General features: G+C 70.6%; 13 protein-coding genes and 3 pseudogenes. 10 read left to right on the plus strand and 6 right to left on the minus strand.

Features of this window, described 5'->3' with window-relative positions; all coding sequences use genetic code 11:
• The first annotated feature begins 58 nt into the window (after positions 1-58).
• The 5 genes and pseudogenes from OHT74_RS32775 to zapE (OHT74_RS32790) all read left to right on the plus strand — a co-directional run bounded on the left by OHT74_RS32775 (position 59) and on the right by zapE (OHT74_RS32790) (position 3,027).
• A complete protein-coding gene (locus OHT74_RS32775; RefSeq protein WP_328622170.1) occupies positions 59-346 on the plus strand; it encodes an ABC transporter ATP-binding protein in 288 nt (95 codons plus the stop codon).
• Between the two features lie 154 nt (positions 347-500).
• A pseudogene (locus OHT74_RS42185) lies at positions 501-992 on the plus strand (hypothetical protein); the annotation flags it as partial.
• 417 nt (positions 993-1,409) lie between these two features.
• Positions 1,410-1,988, plus strand: coding sequence for a PEP-utilizing enzyme (locus tag OHT74_RS32780; protein WP_328622171.1), 579 nt, complete (start codon positions 1,410-1,412; stop codon positions 1,986-1,988).
• A 224-nt stretch (positions 1,989-2,212) separates the two neighbouring features.
• Positions 2,213-2,703, plus strand: a pseudogene (zapE, locus tag OHT74_RS32785) (AFG1/ZapE family ATPase).
• Positions 2,704-2,835: 132 nt separating this feature from the next.
• A complete protein-coding gene (gene zapE, locus OHT74_RS32790) occupies positions 2,836-3,027 on the plus strand; it encodes an AFG1/ZapE family ATPase (protein ID WP_328622172.1) in 192 nt (63 codons plus the stop codon).
• A 63-nt stretch (positions 3,028-3,090) separates the two neighbouring features.
• Here the strand turns inward: zapE (OHT74_RS32790) and OHT74_RS32795 are convergent, their stop codons facing one another.
• Together OHT74_RS32795 and OHT74_RS32800 are read right to left on the minus strand one after the other, a co-directional pair.
• Positions 3,091-3,414: a hypothetical protein gene (locus OHT74_RS32795; protein ID WP_328622173.1), complete on the minus strand. Its 324-nt coding sequence runs from the start codon at positions 3,412-3,414 to the stop codon at positions 3,091-3,093.
• A gap of 371 nt (positions 3,415-3,785) precedes the next feature.
• Positions 3,786-7,151 (minus strand): ALF repeat-containing protein, encoded by a 3,366-nt coding sequence (locus OHT74_RS32800; RefSeq protein ID WP_328622174.1) that lies wholly within the window; start codon positions 7,149-7,151, stop codon positions 3,786-3,788.
• A 596-nt stretch (positions 7,152-7,747) separates the two neighbouring features.
• Here OHT74_RS32800 and OHT74_RS32805 point away from each other — a divergent pair.
• The 5 genes from OHT74_RS32805 (at position 7,748) to OHT74_RS32825 (ending at position 16,173) form a co-directional block, all read left to right on the plus strand.
• Entirely contained in the window at positions 7,748-8,263 is a 516-nt protein-coding gene (locus tag OHT74_RS32805; protein ID WP_328622175.1) for a hypothetical protein, read from the plus strand.
• A gap of 388 nt (positions 8,264-8,651) precedes the next feature.
• A complete protein-coding gene (locus OHT74_RS32810; protein ID WP_328622176.1) occupies positions 8,652-11,105 on the plus strand; it encodes a trypsin-like serine protease in 2,454 nt (817 codons plus the stop codon).
• Between the two features lie 129 nt (positions 11,106-11,234).
• Positions 11,235-12,809 (plus strand): FG-GAP-like repeat-containing protein, encoded by a 1,575-nt coding sequence (locus tag OHT74_RS32815; protein ID WP_328622177.1) that lies wholly within the window; start codon positions 11,235-11,237, stop codon positions 12,807-12,809.
• Positions 12,810-12,994: 185 nt separating this feature from the next.
• Positions 12,995-14,551 carry an FG-GAP-like repeat-containing protein gene (locus OHT74_RS32820; RefSeq protein ID WP_328622178.1) on the plus strand — a complete coding sequence of 519 codons (1,557 nt, stop codon included), beginning with the start codon at positions 12,995-12,997 and terminating at the stop codon, positions 14,549-14,551.
• Positions 14,552-14,646: 95 nt separating this feature from the next.
• Positions 14,647-16,173, plus strand: coding sequence for an FG-GAP-like repeat-containing protein (locus tag OHT74_RS32825; RefSeq protein WP_328622179.1), 1,527 nt, complete (start codon positions 14,647-14,649; stop codon positions 16,171-16,173).
• Between the two features lie 136 nt (positions 16,174-16,309).
• Here the strand turns inward: OHT74_RS32825 and OHT74_RS42190 are convergent.
• From OHT74_RS42190 to OHT74_RS32845, 4 genes and pseudogenes are all read right to left on the minus strand, one after another.
• A pseudogene (locus OHT74_RS42190) lies at positions 16,310-16,441 on the minus strand (aldehyde dehydrogenase family protein); the annotation flags it as partial.
• Between the two features lie 218 nt (positions 16,442-16,659).
• Positions 16,660-17,037 carry an FKBP-type peptidyl-prolyl cis-trans isomerase gene (locus tag OHT74_RS32835; protein ID WP_285440506.1) on the minus strand — a complete coding sequence of 126 codons (378 nt, stop codon included), beginning with the start codon at positions 17,035-17,037 and terminating at the stop codon, positions 16,660-16,662.
• A gap of 270 nt (positions 17,038-17,307) precedes the next feature.
• On the minus strand, positions 17,308-18,831 hold the full coding sequence (exaC, locus tag OHT74_RS32840) for an acetaldehyde dehydrogenase ExaC (protein WP_328622181.1): 1,524 nt from the start codon (positions 18,829-18,831) through the stop codon (positions 17,308-17,310).
• A gap of 54 nt (positions 18,832-18,885) precedes the next feature.
• Positions 18,886-20,256, minus strand: a complete 1,371-nt coding sequence (locus OHT74_RS32845) for a GAF domain-containing protein (protein ID WP_328622182.1) — start codon at positions 20,254-20,256, stop codon at positions 18,886-18,888.
• Positions 20,257-20,277 lie beyond the last annotated feature (21 nt).

Below are 20,277 nucleotides of genomic sequence, written 5' to 3' on the forward strand. Positions count from 1 at the left end.
GCAAGCCCGCGCGTTCGAAGCCGAAGAGATATGGGTCGTCGTGCGGGGCCGCACATTGGTGGACCGGGTATCCCTGCACGTGGCGCCGGGGGAGGTGGTGGGACTGGTCGGCCCCAACGGCGCCGGCAAGTCGACGCTGTTGCGGACGGTCTATCGGGCCTTGCGCTCCACGTCGGCCAGGGTGCTGTTGGACGGCGAGGACGTCTGGCGCATACCGGCCAAGCATTTGGCCCGGCGCCTGGCCGCGGTCCTGCGGGAGACGGCCGGGGACTTCGAACTCACCGTCTACGACGTCGTAGCCATGGGCCGCCCCCCACAAGCGGGCCTTCGCCGGCGACGACGCTGATGACCGCGACATCATCACGGGCGCGTTGGCAGAGCTCAACGTGGCCCCCTGATGCACGCGCCCTTCGACAGACTCTCGGGCGGAGAGAAGCAGCGGGTGCTGATCGCCCGGGCACTCACACAGTGCGCGGGCACGATGGTGCCGGCTCGGACTCGCGATCGAGGAACTGTACGGAGAGCCGCGCGACGTCGAGTGGGCCCGCGAGGCGGGCTCCTTCCGTATCCTCCAGGCACGGCCCATCACCACGATCGCGCCGCCCCGGCCCGAGGTGTGGAACGACAGCACCGGTCGGCGAGGCCGTCCCGGACGTGACGACGCCCGCGACCTGGTTCTGCCCGCATTCAGGCCGCGGGTCTGGCGGGAGACGATCGGCGAGGCGTTCGCGGTGATGATCCGCATCCGAGCGAACGGAAAGCAGCTGCCAACGTTCCTGGAGGAGGCACCCGAACGCTGCGAGGAACTGCGGGCCCGCGTCGCCGCCGCGGCGACCGCCGGGGACCTGTCGGCCATGTGGGAGTCGCAGGTGGCGCCTACTTCCGCCGCTGCTGCCACATGCTCCAGGCCGCGACCCGACAGGGCGGCGACTCGCTCGTCAAGGTCCGCGGCACCCTGGAGTCCCTGGTGGGGGAGGAGGACGCCGACCTGATGACCACCGGCCTCGGCGACGAGGGCCAACTGGGCAGCATAGGACCAGTGCTGGGCCTGGAACGGCTCGCCCGCGGCGAGACCGACCGGGACACCTACACCCGTACGTACGGCCACCGCGGCCCGCACGAGTTCGAGGTGTCCCTCCCGCGGCCCGCCGAGGACGCGCGGTGGATCGACCGGCAGCTCGCCGCACTCGGCACGGTCGAGGACGCGGCACTGCGTCTCGCACGGCAGACCACCGCTCGCGCAGCGGCATGGGACCGCCTGGCCGCCGAACATCCGCGACGGGTGAAGGGGATGCGCGCCGCCGTGGACGCGTGGGCGGCCTCCGCCCGCCTGCGAGAGGCCGCCCGCACCGAGGTCCCCCGCGCCTTCCGGCTGTTGCGCGCGTTCGTCCTGCGCGCCGGAGAGGTCAGTGGGGAGGGAGGACCTGTTCTTCCTGTCCCGCGAGGAGATCCTCGCCGTGCCCGGCGGCGACCGGGCTCCGCTCGCCGTGGTCCGGGCCCGCCGTGCCGCGTACGTGGGCTTAGGCGTGCTGCCCACCTACCCGACCCTGATCCGGGGCGAGTTCGACCCGGCGACCTGGGCCGCCGACCCCAACCGGCGGCCCGACCGGTTCGACGCGCAGGACACGACCCCCGCCACGGACACGGTCGCGGGCTCGCCCGCCTCCGCCGGTGTGGTGGAGGGCATCGCCCGGGTCGTCGCCACCGTCGAGGAGGGCGAGGTCGTCCGGCCGGGCGAGATCCTGGTGACCACGGTGACGAACATCGGCTGGACACCGCTGTTCACCCGCGTCTCGGCGATCGTGACGGACGTCGGCGCGAGCCTTTCGCACGCCTCGATCGTCGCGCGGGAGCTCGGCATTCCGGCCGTGGTCGGATGCGGCAACGCCACGACCCGGATAAGGACGGGGGACAGGATCCGGGTGGACGGCGGCCGCGGGACGGTCGACGTCCTGGAACCGGCGGCCTCCTCCCCCGAATTCGCCTGACCACCGCGTCGATGCCGCGACCCGAGAACCATCGTACGAAGGGATGAACCGACCGGTGCCCCAGCACGCCCAGGCGATGCGCCGCCACTTCCACGAGGCCGCCGCACAGCGCGGCTTCCGCGTCGCCCCCGCGCGGAGGCCGCCGTCGAACGGCTGGCCCACCTGGCGGCCGAACTCATCCGGCCCGCCTGGACTTTCCCGAGACCGCCGCGCGACCTGTACGTGTGGGGCCCGGTGGGCCGGGGGAAGTCCTGGCTCGTGGGCAGCCCTTCTACGAAGGGCTGCCCAGGGAGCGCAAACGTCGCCTGCACTTCCACGACTTCTTCCGCCGGCTGCACGACGGAGTGACCGGGCTGGGCGCCCGTAACGACGGGCAGAGCGCTCTCGACTGGCTGATCGGGGACAGCCGGATCCTGATCTTCGACGAGTTCCACGCGCACGACGCGGGACACGCGATGCTGATCGCACGCCCCTTCCGTATCTGCTCGACCGCCGGATCGCCCTGGTCACCACCTCGAACTACCCGCCCGCCGGGCTGATGCCGGACCCGCTCCACCACCACCTGTTCGAGCCGACCATCCGGCTCATCGAGGAGCGGATGGACGTCCTGGACGTCTCGGGTCCGGTGGACCTCCGCCGCGTGGCGGCGCCCTCGGCGGCGGGCCGCCGGTTCGCGACAGGCCTGTGTCTGCCACCGCGTGACGCGGGCCTGTAGGAGCTCGGCCTCGGCGCCCCGGAGCCTGGGGACGCCACCCCCGTCCGGGCCCACCTGCGGGAGCTGCCGGCCCGCGCGGTGCGGTGACATGGTCTGGTTCGCCTTCGACGCCCTGTGCGAGGCCGCGACGGGGTGCCCGACTACCTGGCCCTCGCCGAACGGTTCGGCACGCTGGTCCTGGACGGTGTCCCCCCGCTGACCGAGGCCTCCGCGGACGGAAGGCAGCGGTTCGCGAACCTCGTCGACGTCGCCTGCGACCGTGACATCCGGCTCGTCCTCATCGGCGTCGACCCCCTGACCGCCCTCCCGAAGGCCAGGCCGTGACCCGTGACCTGGACTGCACGACGAGCCGGCTCGCGATGCTCGGGCGTCCGAGTCGGCTCAGGCTCAGGGCCGACTGCCCAAAGGGCCATGGGAGCCCCGCCAGGCTTCCGCCACTGCTTCGCTGAGCCGGCGGCGCGTCATCCAGGGGCTCAACGATGTCAGGCGGCCGACCACCTGTCCGAGCAGATCAGGGTCACCGAGACGGTGCGCTTCGTTCGCGGCGACGATCTGCGACAGCAGTTCTTCCAAGAGGAAGGTGTCGAGGAGCCGGTACGCGCGTGTGTGCCGGTCAAACGTCAGCTTGCGGTCTTCATAGGGGTGGCGGAGCGTCATGTCGAGGTGACCGCCACCGTGCCCCCTGAAGGGACCGGGGAGGTTGCCGAGCATTCCCGCGAGCGTGTACTGCCCCGTACGCGGATACCCGCGTCCGATGTACACCCCGACGCCGAGCATGATCCTGGGCCACGGGATCAGCTCGCCATCCCCGGCTGATCTCTGCCGGTACAACCCCTCCGCACGGAATTCGAGCCACGTTCCGCCGGGGCGCCGGGAATCCCCTACCACCCAGATGCCTCCGACCAGTTCCAGTGGTCCCAGGGCCGCACTCGTATTTCCCATGAGATCAGTTGATCACATGCGGGATGTCCTCTCCGAGTGGTCGAGCCCGGTAGCGCCCGGTACGGGTTCGCGGGAACCGGTTCAGTGCCGACCGCAGGTGCGTCGGCCGGCCCTGAACCCGTACCCGTCCTTCTACCTTTCTAGAGCCCCAGGGTTCCGAGGAGGCCGGTGACCGGTGAGATGAGGTCGTGCCCGAACTGCGAGATCTTCGTCGCGATCGGAGCCACCACCTTGCCGTCGATCTTGCCGAGCGCGCCGATCCACTTGGACTGGCCGAAGGTGAGGAGGCCCAGGGCGGTCCCCCCGAGGGACGTCTTGAACTCGCCGCTCGTCCATCCGTAGCCGATTCCGGTGAGCACCGTGCTGATGGCGGACAGCCCGAGGGAGGTCCAGGCGAGTCCGCCGGCGATGACCTCCAGGGGCGGGAAGAAGATGCCCGCGACACCGAAGCCGGCGGACAGGAAGCCCGTGCCGATGCTCGCCCAGTTCGTGGCGTTCGCCCACCACTTGACGTCCTTCCACCAGGGAACGTCGTTCTTGACGGTGTCGTTGTCGGACGTGTCCGCCGGGTTCTTCCCGGCGTCCTTGGCCGCGCGCGCGTCGTCGGCTGCCTTCTTGGCGGCCGCCGCGATCTCGGCCGTCCGCTTGTCCGTCGCGATCCGCTGCGCATCGCTCGCCGCGACCGCCGCCGTCCTCGCGTCCTGACCGGCCTGAAGCGCCGAGGCGTGGGCTGAAGCGGCCGACGCCTGGGCGGCGTTGGCCGAGGCCACCGCGCTCCGGGCGGAATCCAGGGCGCGGTTGGCGGAGTAGTTCGCCGAGCGCGCGGCGGTACGTGCGGTGGCGGCCGCCTGCTTGGCCCGGTCCGCCGAGGACTGCGCGGACACCGCCGACTTCTCGGCGTCGTCGGCGTACGTGTTCGCTTGCTGCGCGGAGGCGGCGGCCTGCCGCTTCGACGCGTCCGCCTTGTTCGCCCACTCCTGCGCTTCGACAGCGGCGTCACGGGCGAGCGCGGCGGCCTGCTGGGCGCGCTGGGCGTTCTCCTGAGCCTTGTAAGCGATCTTCGCGGCTGCCGCGATCGCGCCCTGCATGGCCGCGATGTGAGTGGCGGAATCGTAGTCGAGTAGCGCGGTCTTGTACTGGACGGAGGCGATGAAGTTGCGTCGCATCCACTCCGGGCCCTCCATCGCCGCCTGGGCATGGGCCTTGGTGTACCGGCCCCCCGAGGCGATGAGGGCTGCGGCGGCGACAGCGTCGTCTTCCCGCTGCGCAACCTCGTGCTTGATGTTGATGAAATCGTGCAGGGCCTGAGCGGTTCCGGCGTTCATCGCGTCGTTCGCCGCCAGTTTCACCGCCTTGCCGGGGTTGGCGGCGAGAATACGGCCGACCGTGACGCGGTTGTCCGTCGCGGCGGCCTGGACGGCGCCGGTGCCGAGGAACTTCGTGGCGGCGTCCGGGTCGGTGCTGGCCAGCGCCTTGGTCGCCGCATCGGCGATGTCCGGGGCGCAGGTCCGCGCGAGGTAGAGGCTGGTCTCCCGGTCGTCCTGCCGCTGGGCGATCTGCCGGGAGGCGTCGATCCAGAGGTGGACGTCGGAGTCCGTTCCGGACAGGGCGAACCGTGCGGCCTCGAGCGACCAGGTGCCCGTGGAACGCATCGTGGTGACGGCGGCCTTGCGCCCGAGCGCGGCGGCAAGGTTCGTGTCACCCGCCTTGAGCGCCGACTCGGCCTGGGCTATCAGGTCCTTGTGGGCCTGTACGGCCTGCGCGGCCTGGGTGCGCTTCTCGGCGAGCTCCGCGCGCTCCAGGTCCTCGATCCGCTTGAGCAGGCGGGTCTCCTCGACCGCCTGTTGCGCGTCCTGGTCGAGGCGCTGCCATTCGGCCTCACGCGCGGCCTTCTCGACCGCGACCGCCTCGGCGACGGCGTCGGTGGCGGTCTTCGCGGCCTTGCTGGCCTCGTTGGCGAACTCGGTCGACTTGTTCGCGTACTCCAGTGCCTGGCCCGCGTACTGAACGGCCCAGTCCGCGGCGGCCGCGGCCTTCTCGGCGTGGTCGGCCGCACTGTTCGCCGCGTCGCGCGCTGTGCGGGCGGCCGTCGCCGCCGTGTTCGCGAGGCTCTGTGCCATGCCGGCGGCATTGGTGGCGATCTGGGCGTTGGTGCTGGCGATCTGCGCCTCGCGCCTGGCCTCCGCGGCCTCGGACTGGGCGACGCCGGCCGCTTCGGCCGCGGCGGCCGAAGAGTTCGCGGCGGAGGCGGCGTTGCGTGCGGCCGACGCGGCGGCGGAGCCGGCACCCGCCGCCTGGGTCGCGGCATCGGCGGCGTAGCCGGCGGCGGTCGCCGCGCTGCGCGCCCTGGCCGCGGCGTTGCGAGCGTAGACGGCGGCGTCCTTGGCGGCGGCCGCCTGGGAGGCGTCCTTGGACGCGGCGATGGCGGCGCCGTATGCCTGGGCGGCGGCGTAGCCGGCGGTGGCCGCGGCCTGGCTCGCCGCGGCGGCGGCGTAGGCGGCGCGACGGGAAGCCTGAACGGCGGCGTGCGAAGCGCTGGTCGCGACACGCGCCGAGTCGGCCGCGCCCTTGGCGGCCTCGGCGGCCTTGCGGGCCGCCCTGCCGGACTTGGCCACGTCGGCCTGGGCCTGCTGGGCTTCGTAGGCCGCCTTCTCCGCGGCTTCCTTGGCCTGTGCCGCCGCCTTGACGGCGCGGGCGGACGCCTCTTCGGCCTGCTTCGTCATCGCGTCGGCCTTCTTGCCTTCGCGTTCGACGACCGCGACGAGTTCCTCGATCTTCGTCGCCTCCTGGTCGCGGGCGCGCGCGATGTGCTGGCCGGTCTCCAGGAACCATTCGATGTCGGAGGCAGTGCCCGACATGGCACGGTTGGCGTACTTCTTAACCTCCGGACCTGCCTGGAAGGTGAGCTTGGCGACCTCGACGCGCATGTCCTCCTGGCGGGCCGTGTACTGACCGTCGGTGAGGAACGTCTCCAACGCGGCCTGGTTGCCCGCGTTCAGGGCATCGTTCCCGGCTCGGTTCACGGCCTTGCCGCCGGTGGCCATGACGATTCCGGTGGCCACGCGCAGGTCTTCGGCGATGGCGGCCTTGAAGCCGCCCGCGAGGAAGGCGGCGATGGCGGCGTCGCCGCCGTTGAGTGCCGCCTCGGCGTCTCGCCGGGTGCCCTTGCCGCCCCTCGCGAGAGAGGTGCCGATGGCAACGCGGTTGTCCACCGACGTCTCCGCGGGAAGCGTGACGGTGAGGAAGGTCTGGACGTCGGCGTCAGATCCGATCAACGCCGCTTCCGCGGCCGCGCGAACGCCCTTGCCGCCCAGCAGCCAGGCCCTGACGACCTTGGCCCGGGGAGTGTCGGGCAGCTTGAACGGGTCGCCTCCGTCGCCCTCCGGCGGCGGTGTATCGGCCCACGCCGCAACGGGGTTGAGAACGAGGCTGGAGGTGGTGACGACAGCCGTGGCGGCCGCGACGGCGGTGAGCACACGCCGCCTGCTCCAATAGATGGTGTCCAAAACAGTCCTTCGGAATCAGCGCCTGACGCTCGACGCACCGGCGGTGGCCTGTCGCCAGACGGGGAATTGCGTTGGCCGAGGCCATGTCCCCCGGCCCGTAAGGAAGTCGGGCAGGGACACGACAGATCTGCCTCGTGACTTTATGCGGCGATGAAGGTATTGAACACCCGCGGCACGCTGTAAGCGACACGGTTTGAGCCAAGACAAGAACGGGAATTCTGCATTCCGGTTCGGGAGTTCGGATCCTCGTGTTCCGTATGGATCGGTCAGGGCATCTCCACCGTGGTGAAAGTCACTCGTGGCGCCCGCGGGTTGTCCCGTCCGGCTCTGGGAAAGTTGTTGGACGGGCGCCGGCCCGGTGTGCTTACGTACACGAGCCGCAGGGTGTTCCGTCTGTCTGACGTCTCGTCATCGAGCTGCTTCTTGCCAGGTTTACGAGACTCCTGACGAACAGTTATGCTGCGACTGGAAGTGGGGGGCTTCCAGCGGGGGACGGGCTCGTCGAAGAGCTGTTGCCTGTTGGTCAGATGGTGTCCTTCACCTCCGACGTTGACGCATGTTTCGGGGCTTCCTCGAAACCGACGACTAGGACAGCGATGAAGGCACGTAAGGCAATTGTGCGAACCTTTGGTGCGGCCGCGGGCGCCGGCATCTTGGCGTGGTTCGCGGTAGCGGGCGGCGCGACGGGCGGATCCGCCGTGGACGCCTCCTCCGTGAAGACGATCGCCGACGAAGGCCCTGGTTACGCCGTCGAGGACTTCTCCTACCCGAACGCCGACAAGATCCTCGCGGAGCAGCACATCACGCTCAAGCGTGGCGATGGCCACATCCTCCTCGCGGACTGCGCGAGCTCGGCCGACGTGCTCGAGGTCTGGGGACGCAAGAACGAAAAGATCTGCTTCAGCGTCACGGGAACCAGCGGCTACCTGACCCTGGAGATTCCCGCGGTCTACTTCATCAAGGGAAACAGCTACAGCGCCCAGGTGGACATGTCTGCGGGTGCCGTGGAGAAGACGTTCGAGGTGAAGAAGAACGACTGGACTCCGGTCGGTGAGAGCGCGGACGAGCAGGGTCGTGACTTCATGCTCATGGAAATCAGGGCTTCCAAGTAATACTCGTATGGCAGCGCCTGTCCCGTGCAAAATCATCTGCTTTGAATTCTTGATGTCTTGCGCACGGATTCGCTGAATCCGGATCTGATTACCCACTCTCCCATGAGGCGCAGGAATGCCCGGAGAGAACCGTCCGCCCATCGTCGTTCGACCTCACCCTGGAGTCGTTCGGCGCCTGCGAGTTGCGGAGAAGTGACGGATCGAGTCCGACTGCACGATTGGCCGCCCCTGTGGGAATTGCGGCCTGAATCAAAACGGTCGCCTCAACCGGCCATCCTTCTCTGCGCCATCACCAGACACACCGACTCGACGGTCGACTTTCAGTCGACCGGGGCTCCGGCGCGCTCAAAAATGACCGCCTGCCTGCGCCCTGCTCCGAAGGAGAAGCATGTCTGTACCCCATCTGCGCTCTGCGCGGATGACCGGCCTACTCGTCTCGGCCACTGCGGTGGCCGCAGGCCTCGTCACGGCCGGATCGGCCTCCGCCCTCACCGGGCCCGAGGCCGCCGCCGGCCAGCACGCCGCCGTGGTGAAGCTCAGCATCGGCGACGAGGCGAACAGCCGCTCGTGCACCGGCACGCTGGTCGACCCCCGCTGGGTTCTGACCGCCGCGAGCTGCTTCGCTGCCACCCCCGGTGGGTCGGTCCCGGCCGGGAAGCCCTCGCTGCAGACCGCCGCGGCACTGAGCAACGGTCAGAGCCGCGAGGTCGTCGAGGTCTCCGCGAGCGCCGCCGACCGTGACCTGGTCCTCGCTCGTCTTGCCAGTCCTGTGTCCGACATCGCCCCCGTCAAGCGGGCCGGTGGCGTCTCCGCGGTCGGTGCGGACCTTACCGCGGTCGGTTTCGGCCGGACGAAGACCGAGTGGGTGCCCGGCAAGCTTCACACCGGTACGTTCACCCTCAACGCGGCCGCCGCGACGTCGCTCACCATCACGGGCAAGGGCACCGACGCCATCTGCAAGGGTGACACCGGCGGCCCGCTGCTCAATGCCGCGGGTGAACTCGTAGGCGTCAACAGCCGGTCCTGGCAGGGTGGCTGCCTCGGCGTCAACCCCACCGAGACCCGCACCGGCGCAGTCTCCACCCGCACCGACAACGTCGGCCAGTGGATCGACCAGGTCACCTCTCCGCGCGGCGGGGCGCAGGTGTCCCTGCTCGCCGGTGGCGGCGGAACGATGTGGTCGCAGTCCGGTGACCTCGGCTACGGCGAGTACGGTGCGTCGTGGGGGAAGGTCGATGGTCAGGACGTCACCCGCGTGAGCACCGTGCGGCACGGCGACGCCGTGCGTGCCTACGCCATCGCGGGCGGCCGCGTCTACGGCGAGGACCTTGACCTGGCGACCGGCAAGTGGTCCGGCTGGGGCGAGATTCCCGGCGGTGCCGCCGGTGCGAAGGACATCTCGGCCTCTTTGGTCGGCGACACCGTCCACGTGCTGATCGTCGGTTCCGAGGGCAATCTGTATGCGCAGGCCGCCGATTACAGGGCCGGGCGCTGGAACAACAACTGGGCCTCGGTCGGCGCGACCGGACTCACCCACGTCACCAGCGCGGCTTCGGGCACCACTGTGCGTGTCCAGGCCATCGGCGGCGGCGAGGTCTACGGCCGCGACCTGGACACCCGCACGGGCAGCTGGTCGCAGTGGGGTGCGGTTCCGGGCGGCGCCAAGGGTGCCGTCGACATCGCCTCCAGCGTTGTCGGAAACAACGTCCACGTCCAGATCATCGGTTCCGACGGCGCGATCTGGACGCAGTTCGGCAACTACGACGCCGGCCGCTGGAACGACCAGTGGGCGAAGGCGGGCGGCAGCGGCCTGACGCGCATCAGCAGCATCGCGGACGGCGGCACCGTCGAGCTCTACGCCGTGGGCGCCGAAGGCAAGATCAACAATGCCTCCATGAACACCACGACCGGTTCCTGGAGCACCTTCAAGCAGCTTCAGGGCGGTCTCGCCGGAGCTTCGGACGTCTCCGCCTCCGTCATTTCCGCCCCCTCGAACGTGACGCTCGCCGCCCCGGCCGGCACCACCCTGTTCAGCCAGAGCGGCAAGCTCGACACCGGTGTCTTCGGAGCCCAGTGGGCCGGCGTCGGTGGCGCCACCGTCAGCCGGATCGTGGGCGTGGACACGGGCAGCACCATCCGCTACGTCGGTGTGGCCGACGGCAAGGTCTTCGACCGCGAGTACGACGTCCGCAACAACAAGTGGGGCAACTGGACCGAGGTCCCCGGCGGCGCGGGCGGCGTCAAGGACGTGGCAGCCGCCATGATCAACAACGTTCTGTACGTGCAGGCCATCGGCTCCAGCGGCGACCTGTACACGCAGGTCGGCGACTACAACGCCGGGCGTTGGAACACCTACTGGACGCCGGTGTCCGGCGGGACCGGTCTGACCGACATCGCCAGCGTCAAGGCGGGTCCGTTCGTACGCCTCTACGGCATCAAGAACGGCAAGGTCCAAGGTCGCGACTTCGACAGCCGCAACGGCAGCTGGACCGCCTGGGGTGAACTGCCCGGCGGCATCACCGGCGCCAAGGACATCGCGGTGTCCAGCATCGGCAACACCGTCCACGTCCAGGTCATCGGTTCCGATGGTGCGCTCTACGCGCAGACCGGCGACTACCTGGCCGGAATCTGGAAGCCCTCCTGGACCAAGACCGGCGGCACGGGCCTGACGCACGTCACGAGCGCCTCCGCCGGCAAGAACGTCCACGTCTACGCCACCGGCGCGGGCGGCAAGGTCCAGAACACCACGCTCGACGCCACGTTGGGCTCCTGGACCGGCTGGCACGAGATTCCGGGCACGCTCACCAGCCCGACCGACGTCGCCGCCACCACCACCAAGTAGAGGCGGGCGCCGCCCCGCTCAACTCCTGGAGTGACGCAGCGGCGTACGGAGGACGCACTCCTCCGTACGCCGCTCCGCTTCCCACACGCTCGCTCACCCATCCGGATCCCCTCCTGGAGGATGCCTCGCATGTCTCTTCTCCGTACGCGCTCGGCGCGGATGACCGGCCTGCTGGCGACTGCCACCGCGGTCGCCGCCGGCCTCGCCGGCACCGTCCCGGCCCACGCCCTCACCGGGCCCGAGGCCGCCGCCGGCCAGCACCCCGCCGTCGTGAAGCTCAGCATCGGTGACGAGGTGAACAGCCGTTCCTGCACCGGCACGCTCGTGGACGAGTGGTGGATCGCCACCGCCGCCAGCTGCTTCGCGGCCACCCCGGGCCAGCAGGTTCCGGCCGGAAAGCCCGCGCTGAAGGCCACCGTCGTCCTCGCCGGTGGTGAGACCCGCGAGGTCACCGAGCTGGCTCCCCGCTCCGACCGCGACATGGTGCTGGCCCGCCTCGCCCTGCCGGCCAGGGGCGCGGCCACGGCCAAGATCTCCGCCACGACTCCCGCGGTCGGTGCGGACCTTACCGCGGTCGGTTTCGGCCGGACGAAGACCGAGTGGGTGCCCGGCAAGCTTCACACCGGTACGTTCACCCTCAACGCGGCCGCCGCGACGTCGCTCACCATCACGGGCAAGGGCACCGACGCCATCTGCAAGGGTGACACCGGCGGCCCGCTGCTCAATGCCGCGGGTGAACTCGTAGGCGTCAACAGCCGGTCCTGGCAGGGTGGCTGCCTCGGCGTCAACCCCACCGAGACCCGCACCGGCGCAGTCTCCACCCGCACCGCCGACGTCGCGGCCTGGATCGCCGAGACCGTCAAGCCGCGGCGCTCCGCCGCCGCGAACGAGGCTGGAGCGGGCGAGCGGATCCGGTGGGCGGACTTCGACGGTGACGGCAAGCCCGACTACATCAACGTCGCCGACAGCGGCGCGGTCTCCGTCTGGCTCAACCGGGGCGGCAACCCGGCCGGTGCCAACGGCTGGCAGCCCCTGGGGCAGGTGGCGACCGGCCTCACGAACGACCGCAACCGGGTCCGCTTCGCCGATTTCGACGGCGACGGCAAGGCCGACTACTTCCTGATCAACACGGACGGTTCCGTCGAGGTCTACCTCAACCAGGGCGGCGACCCGGGCAACGGCTGGAAGCACCTGGGCAAGGTGGCCGTCGGCACCACCAACGACCCCACCAAGGTCCGCTTCGCCGACTGGGACGGCGACGGCCGCTCCGACTACCTGGTCTTCACCGACGCCGGCGAGGTGTACGCCTACCTCAACCGGGGCGGCGACCAGTCCGGCAACGGCTGGCCCGCGGTGGGCAAGGTCGCGTCCGGTGTGACCAGCGAGCGCAGCCGCATCCGGTTCGCCGACAACGACGGTGACGGCAAGGCCGACTACTACTTCGTCAAGCCCGACGGCAAGGTCGACCTCTACATCAACCGTGGAGGCGACGTCGTCCCGAACACCGGCTGGCTCACCGTCGGTCAGATCGCGACCGGCCTGACCACCGACCACACCAAGGTCCAGTTCGTCGACTTCAACGCCGACACCCACGCCGACTACGTCCTCGCCGGCCCCGGCAACAGCGCCACCGTCTTCGCCTGGAACGGCGGCGACAAGGGCAACGGCTGGACCGACCTCGGCAAGGTCGCGAGCGGTACCTGACCCGGACCGGGTCACCGGTACGCCGGGAGCCCGCCGTACGGCCCGACGCGACCGACCGCCTCCGGTCCTTCCCCGCAGGGAAGGACCGGAGGCGGTCGTCCGTTGTGCCGCCCCTTCCCTCTCCGGCGAGGCCCTCCCGCAGTTCGAAGCCCCGCCGTCCGTCACTCGCGAAGGCGACACCAGCGATGAAACGCACCGCATCCGCAGCCTCCGCCCTGGCCGTCGGCGCCGCCGCCGCACTCGGCCTGGGCTGCACGCAGGCCGCAGCGGCACCGCAGCCCGCCCCCGCACTGCTGCGGATCATGCCGCTCGGCGACTCGATCACCGCCGGCGCCGGCAGCAACGGCGAGGCCGGCTACCGCGCACCCCTGTGGAACCTGATCTCCACGCAGAACCGGTACACGCCCGACTTCGTCGGGTGCGGGTCGTTCGGCGGAGGCGGCGATCCCGACAACGAGGGCCACAGCGGCTACACGATCGGGAACATCCGGGACGGAATCGACCGCTGGCAGGCCGCCGCGAACCCCGATGCCGTACTGCTCCACCTCGGCATCAACGACCTCAACACCCGCAGAGCCGATCCGCACGCCGCGGCGGCCGAGCTGGCCTCGCTCATCGATCGCATCCAGGCCAACAAGCCCGGTACCGCGGTCATCGTGCAGGGGCTGCTTTTGGACACCCGCGGCCAGTACGACCGTGTCAACACCTTCAACGCGGACCTGCGGACCGCCGTCTCCGCCCGTGCCGCGGACGGGGTGCACGTACGGTACGTCGAGCCCCCGCGCCTGGACGGGCCATCCGAGCTCCCCGACGGGCTCCACCCCAACGAGGCCGGATACCGGAAGATGGCGGCCGCGTACCACGAGGGCCTTGAGCAGGCCGTCACCGACGGCTGGACCCGGCGCCCCGCCGTACCGCGGGCAGGAACCGAATCGGGCGGCACCGGAAGCATCCGCTGGGCCGACTTCGACGGCGACGGACGCGCTGACCAGCTCACCATCGGCGAGGGCGGTGAAGTCCGGGCCACGCTGAACCGCGGCGGCGAGGGCGTGGGGACGTGGCAGGACATCGGCCGCATCGCCACGGGCATCACCACCGACCGTACCCGGGTACGTTTCGCCGACTTCGACGGCGACGGGCGGGCCGACTACCTGTACATCGCCCCGAACGGCAATGTGACCGCCTACCTCAATCAGGGAGGCGATGTCGGCGGCCCCAACGGCTGGAAGTCCATCGGCCGGATCGCGTGGGGCACGACCACCGCACACGAGCAGGTCCGCTTCGCCGACCAGGACGGCGACGGACGTGCCGACTACTGGGTCATCGCGGACAACGGATCGGTCAACGTCCACCTCAACCGCGGCGGCGACCCGTCCGGAGCGGGCGGTTGGGCCGATCTCGGCCAGATCGCCACCGGAACGACGACCGACCGCACCCGCGTACGTCTGGGCGACTTCGACGGCGACGGACGTGCCGACTACTGGACCGTCAACCCCGGCGGCAGCGTGACGACCTACCTCAACCGCGGCGGTGACCGCCACGGAGGCTGGAAGCCGCTCGGTCAGACCGCGTCGGGAGTGACGCCCGACCACTCCCGGGTTCAGCTCGCCGACCTCACCGGCGACACCCATGCCGACTACCTCTTGCAGCAACCCGACGGCACCACCGTCTACGCCTTCAACGGCGGCGATCCGGGGGCCGGAGGCTGGACCGAGCTCGGCGGCGTCCCCAGCGGCTCATGACCGGGCCGCGTCTGCCGCAGGCGCAGCGAACCGACCGGACCCCGCCGAGCGCGGGCAGTTACGAAGACAAGGTCTCACCACGTATGTTGCGCAAGATGATCACACTGACGGCCGCCACGGCCGTCGGCGTCAGCGGCCTGATCGGGGCGGCGGCGACCCCTGCGGCAGCCGCCCCGAATCCGGCTCCGCCCGTCCTTCGGGTCATGCCACTGGGCGACTCGATCACCGACGGATACCAGGGTTCGACCGGCCTCGGCTATCGCCTGCCCCTCTGGCAGAAGGCCTTGACCCACACCCGGTTCCGGGTCGACTTCGTCGGGTCGCGCCAGGCCGGCCCGAACGGTGACTCCGACAACGAGGCGCACGGCGCCACCATGATCAACGACATCCGAGCCGGCGCCCCGGGGTGGGTGCGGGCCGCCGAGCCGGACGTGGTCCTGCTCCACGAAGGCGTCAACGACCTCGACCGCGGGACGGACAAGGCCAATGCCCCCGCACGGCTCGCGGCGCTCACCGATGAGATCCTCGCCGCGCGGCCCGGTGTCACCGTCGTGGTGATGGGCCTCATACCGAACTCGAACGTCCCGGGGGTTCCTGCCTTCAACCGTGAGGTGAAGAACTGGGCTTCGGCCAAGGCCGGGGCCGGGGCGAGGGTGCGGTACGTCGACGCGCCCGCGCTGAGTCCCGGTGAAATGGCTGACAGCCTGCACCCGCGGGACGCCGGCTACGCCAAGATGGGCGCGGCCTTCTTCGAAGGCATGGACAAGGCCGTCCTCGACGGTGTCGCCGCCCGAACGCACCTGGGCAGGGCGGGCATGGAGTCCGGTGGGACCGGCCCGCTGCGCTGGGCGGACTGGGACGGCGACGGCCGGGCCGACCGCATCGTCGTCGCGGACAGCGGCGTGGTCCGCGTCATGCTCAACCGGGGCGGCGACGGCCGCGGAGGCTGGTCGGACCTCGGGCAGATCGCCACCGGCCTCACCACGGACAGCAAGCGGGTCCGGTTCGCAGACTGGGACGGCGACGGCCGGGCGGACTACATCCTGATCTCCGAGACCGGCAGCGTGTCGGTGTACCTCAACCGGGGCGGCGACGGCCACGGCGGCTGGGAACTCGCCGACTCGGTGGCGAGCGGACTGACCCGGGACGCTGACCAGGTCCGCTTCGTCGACTTCGACGGCGACGGCCGCACCGACTACGCTCTGGTGCGCCCCGACGGTCCCGTCACCGTCTTCCTCAACAAGGGGGGCGACGGGCACGGCGGCTGGCAGGACCGCGGCACGATCGCCACCGGTACGACCAAGGACCCGTCTCGCGTGAGGTGGACGGACTTCGACGGAGACGGGTACGCGGACTACACCGTGCTCGCGGAGAGCGGAGCCGTGGAGACGTACCTCAACCGCGGCGGCGACGGCCACGGCGGCTGGTCCGTGCCCGCGGGCCCGGTATCGGCCGGCGAGACGACCGACCAGCGGATGGTCGCGTTCGCCGACTACGACGGGGACGGCTACAGCGACTGCATCCTGACCGCCGCGGACAACTCCGTCCGCGTCCTGTTGTGGAACGGCGGTGACCGGGCCGGCGGCTGGACCGACCTCGGCCGGGTGTCGGCAGGAGCGTGACACCGAGGTCCTCCGGCTCTCCGCGAGCCGGCGGACCTCGGCGCGGGAACGGCCCCTGGCACCGAGCGCGACCGCTGCGTGCCGCGCCACCGATCAAGGGCACGCTCGCCCGTCTCCGGCAGCGGACTCCAGCGCTCTAGAAGAACCCGAGCTTCTTGGGGGAGTAGCTGACCAGGAGGTTCTTCGTCTGCTGGTAGTGCTCCAGCATCATCTTGTGGGTCTCGCGGCCGATGCCCGACTGCTTGTAGCCGCCGAAGGCGGCGTGGGCAGATTTTGACAGAACTCCGTAACCATGGAGGGAGGCTGACCTGGCGTGATGACGAACACAGAGTGCCTTGATCACTGGCTCCAACGGGCTCCGGCCCTCGCCGAGGCGACCCTGGAGCGGATCATGGAGCACCGACACGGGTGTGGTGTCGCGGTCAGCCGGGCAAGGGCTGCCCGGCCTTCGTTCCGACGGAGAGGCCGGGGAGAAGCAGGCCTTCCTCAGACTACGGAGAGCAGGTCCACCACGAAGACGAGCGTGGAACCCGCCGGGATCAACGGCGAGGGGGACTGGTTGCCGTAGCCGAGGCGCGGGGGAACGATGATCTCGCGCCGACCGCCGACCTTCATCCCCCTGAGTCCCCGGTCCCAGCCCTTGATGACCCTGCCGCCACCTACGGCGAACTTGAACGGCTGGCCCCGGTCCCAGGAGGCGTCGAACTCCATTCCGGACTCGAAGGTGACCCCGACGTAGTGAACCCGGACAACCCTGCCCGGCTTCGCCTCAGGCCCGTCCCCGACGACGAGGTCCCGGATTGTCAGCTCCTGGGGAGCATCACCCCCCGGAAGTTCGATCTCGGGCTTCGTCAGTTCACTCATCGCAGCCTCATTACTCTCCGCCGGAATCCCTCGTACAGACCAGCCGGGCGCATGGTCACTCCATGCAGTAGATGATCACGCTACCGAGAACGCTGATCGACTGAAGTACATCAAACCCCATGGAACACGGCGCGGCGTGACTGGGCGTGCTACGTCTTCGGTATGGCCATGGCGAGGCCTGAGCTGAGTCCGCTGAGCCCTCCTGGCGCCCGGTGAGTCTTGGCGATCGGAGCGGAGGGGAGAGGAAGCCGATGTGGCTTCCGAAGACGCTCAGAAGAACCCGAGCCTCTTCGGCGAGTAGCTGACGAGAAGGTTCTTGGTCCACTGGTAGTGCTCCAGCATCATCTTGTGGGTCTCTCGACCGATGCCGGACTGCTTCGTCCCTCCGAAAGCAGCATGGGCCGGGTAGGCGTGGTAGCAGTTCGTCCAGACGCGGCCCGCCTGGATCGCGCGGCCCGCGCGGTAGGCGGTGTTGATGTCGCGGGTCCAGACGCCGGCGCCCAGGCCGTACGCCGTGTCGTTGGCGATCCGGACGGCGTCGTCGAAGTCCTGGAAGGACGTCACCGAAACGACCGGGCCGAAGATCTCCTCCTGGAAGATCCGCATCCGGTTGTCGCCCTCGAAGATCGTCGGTTCCACGTAGAAGCCGCCGGCCAGGTCGCCGCCGTGGTCGATCCGCTGCCCGCCGGTGAGGATCTTCGCGCCTTCCTGCTGGCCGATCTCCACGTACGAGAGGACCTTGCGCAGCTGCTCCTCGGAGGCCTGCGCTCCGATCATCGTGTCCGTGTCCAACGGGTGTCCGGGCACGATCAGTTCGGTGCGTGCGACCGCCGCGTCGAGGAAGTCGCCGTACCGGCCGCGCTCGATCAGCGCGCGGGAGGGGCTCGTGCACACCTCGCCCTGGTTCAGGGCGAACATGGTGAAGCCCTCAAGGGCCTTGTCGCGCAGGTCGTCGTCGGTGGTCCAGATGTCGTCGAAGAAGAGGTTCGGGCTCTTGCCGCCGAGTTCGAGGGTGACCGGCTTGAGGTGCTCCGCCGCGTACTGCATGATCAGCCGCCCCGTGGACGTCTCCCCGGTGAACGCGATCTTCGCCACGCGCGGGCTGGACGCCAGCGGCTTGCCCGCCTCCTCGCCGAAGCCGTTGACGATGTTCACCACGCCCGGCGGCAGCAGGTCCGCCACCAGGCTCAGCCAGTAGTGCACCGAGGCCGGGGTCTGCTCGGCCGGTTTCAGCACCACCGTGTTCCCCGCCGCGAGCGCCGGAGCCAGCTTCCACACCGCCATCAGGATCGGGAAGTTCCACGGGATGATCTGCCCGACGACGCCCAGCGGCTCGTGGAAGTGGTAGGCGACCGTGTCGTCGTCGAGCTGGCTGAGCGCGCCCTCCTGGGCGCGCAGCGCGCCCGCGAAGTAGCGGAACTGGTCGATGGCCAGCGGCATGTCGGCGGCGAGGGTCTCCCGGATCGGCTTGCCGTTCTCCCAGGTCTCCGCGACCGCCAAGGCCTCCAGGTTCTGCTCCATCCGGTCCGCGATGCGCAGCAGGACGGTCGAGCGCTCGGCGACCGAGGTGCGCCCCCAGGCGGGCGCGGCCGCGTGCGCCGCGTCGAGCGCCCGCTCCACGTCCTCGGCAGTGCCGCGCGCGACTTCGGTGAACGGCTGGCCGTTGACGGGAGAGGGATTGGCGAAGTATCCGCCGCGGGCGGGCTCGACGTACTCGCCACCGATGAAGTGGCCGTAGCGGGACGCGTACGACATGAGCGCGCCTTCGGTACCGGGCGCAGCGTAACGGGCCATGGTGTCCTCCCCTTGCCGGGCGCCGGCCGCCGTCGGACAGCGCTCGGGAGGAGGCTAGGAGCGGGCAGGTTGCGGATACGTTGCACGGCCCGGCCGCGCCGACTCCCGCCGGACGGTGGGCGGTTCGGCGCCGGGTACGGGTACGGATGCGGTGGTGGGGTGAGGGCCTGCGGTGCCGAGTTCGCTGTCGAGTGCCCGTATGCGGGCCAGCGCGGCCGGGCGTCCCTCCGGCGGCAGCGCGGCGGCCAGCGCCCGCCACACCGCCGCATCGTCCGCGCCCCACGGGGCGCACACCCAGTCCGTCAGCAGCCCTACGTCCGCCCGGGCGATCACGGCGGCCCGTGCCTGGTCCTCGATCCGGCGCCGCAGCCGGACGATGCCCGGCGCGGTCGAGCCGGGGAGCAGCGGGCCCGCGTAGTGGTGGAGCGCCGCCGACACGGCGCCGGCCGCCAGGTTGCGGGTCACGACGGTGAAGTCCGCCTCCAGCGGCGCCGCCGTACGGTAAGGCCGCGAGAGCGGGGCGCGGGACCCCAGCAGCCCGCGCAGCCGTGACATTTCGGCGCGCAGGGTCACCGGTGACACCGACTCGTCCTCGTACAGCGCGATCGCCAGCTCCTCGCCCGACAGCCCCTCGGGGTGGTGCGCGAGGAGCGCCATGATCTCGCTGTGCCGCCGCCCCAGCCGGATCCTCGCGCCGTCACCGCCGACCAGCAGGGCCTCGTCCCGGCCGAGGGAGCCGAGGGTGTCCCCGGCGCCCTGCGGGAACGGGTCCAGCAGCGCCAGCTGGGCCTCCGCTGCCCGGGCCACCGCCTGCACGAAGGCGAGGGAGTGCGGATGGGCCAGGCTGTCGCCGCCGGTGATGTCCACCGCGCCGAGCAGCCGGCCGGTACGGGGGTCGCGCACCGGGGCCGCCGCACACGTCCAGGGGTGGACCGGGCGGCTGAAGTGCTCGGCCCCGAAGACCTGGACCGGCTGCCCGACGGCGACCGCCGTACCCGGGGCGTTGGTCCCCATCGCCGCCTCGGCCCAGCGCGCGCCCGGTACGAAGCCGAGCCCCTCTGCCCGGCGCAGCGTGGCCGTCTCGCCCTCCACCCACAGCAGGCTGCCCCGCGCGTCGCACACCGCCAGCAGATGGGCCCCGTGCGCCGCGAAGGCACCTACGAGGTCCCGGAACACCGGCATCACCCGGGCCAGCGGGTGCTGCGCGCGGTACGACCGCAGTTCCGCCTCCGCCAAGTCCACCCGGGGCGTGCACTCCGGGCCGACCCGGGCCCGGGCGCACCGCCGCCAGGAGTTCGCGATCACCGCCCGGACCGGGGCCTCGACCAGCCCGTCCTGCGTGAACGCGGTGTGCGCCCGGCGAAGCACGCGCGTGCGCTCGGCGGGATCGGCCCCGCCCGGCAGCGCCACCGACGGATCGTCCATGTCACCCTCCCGTGGTGCCGC

This window comes from Streptomyces sp. NBC_00354 (assembly GCF_036106915.1).
GTDB lineage: Bacteria > Actinomycetota > Actinomycetes > Streptomycetales > Streptomycetaceae > Streptomyces.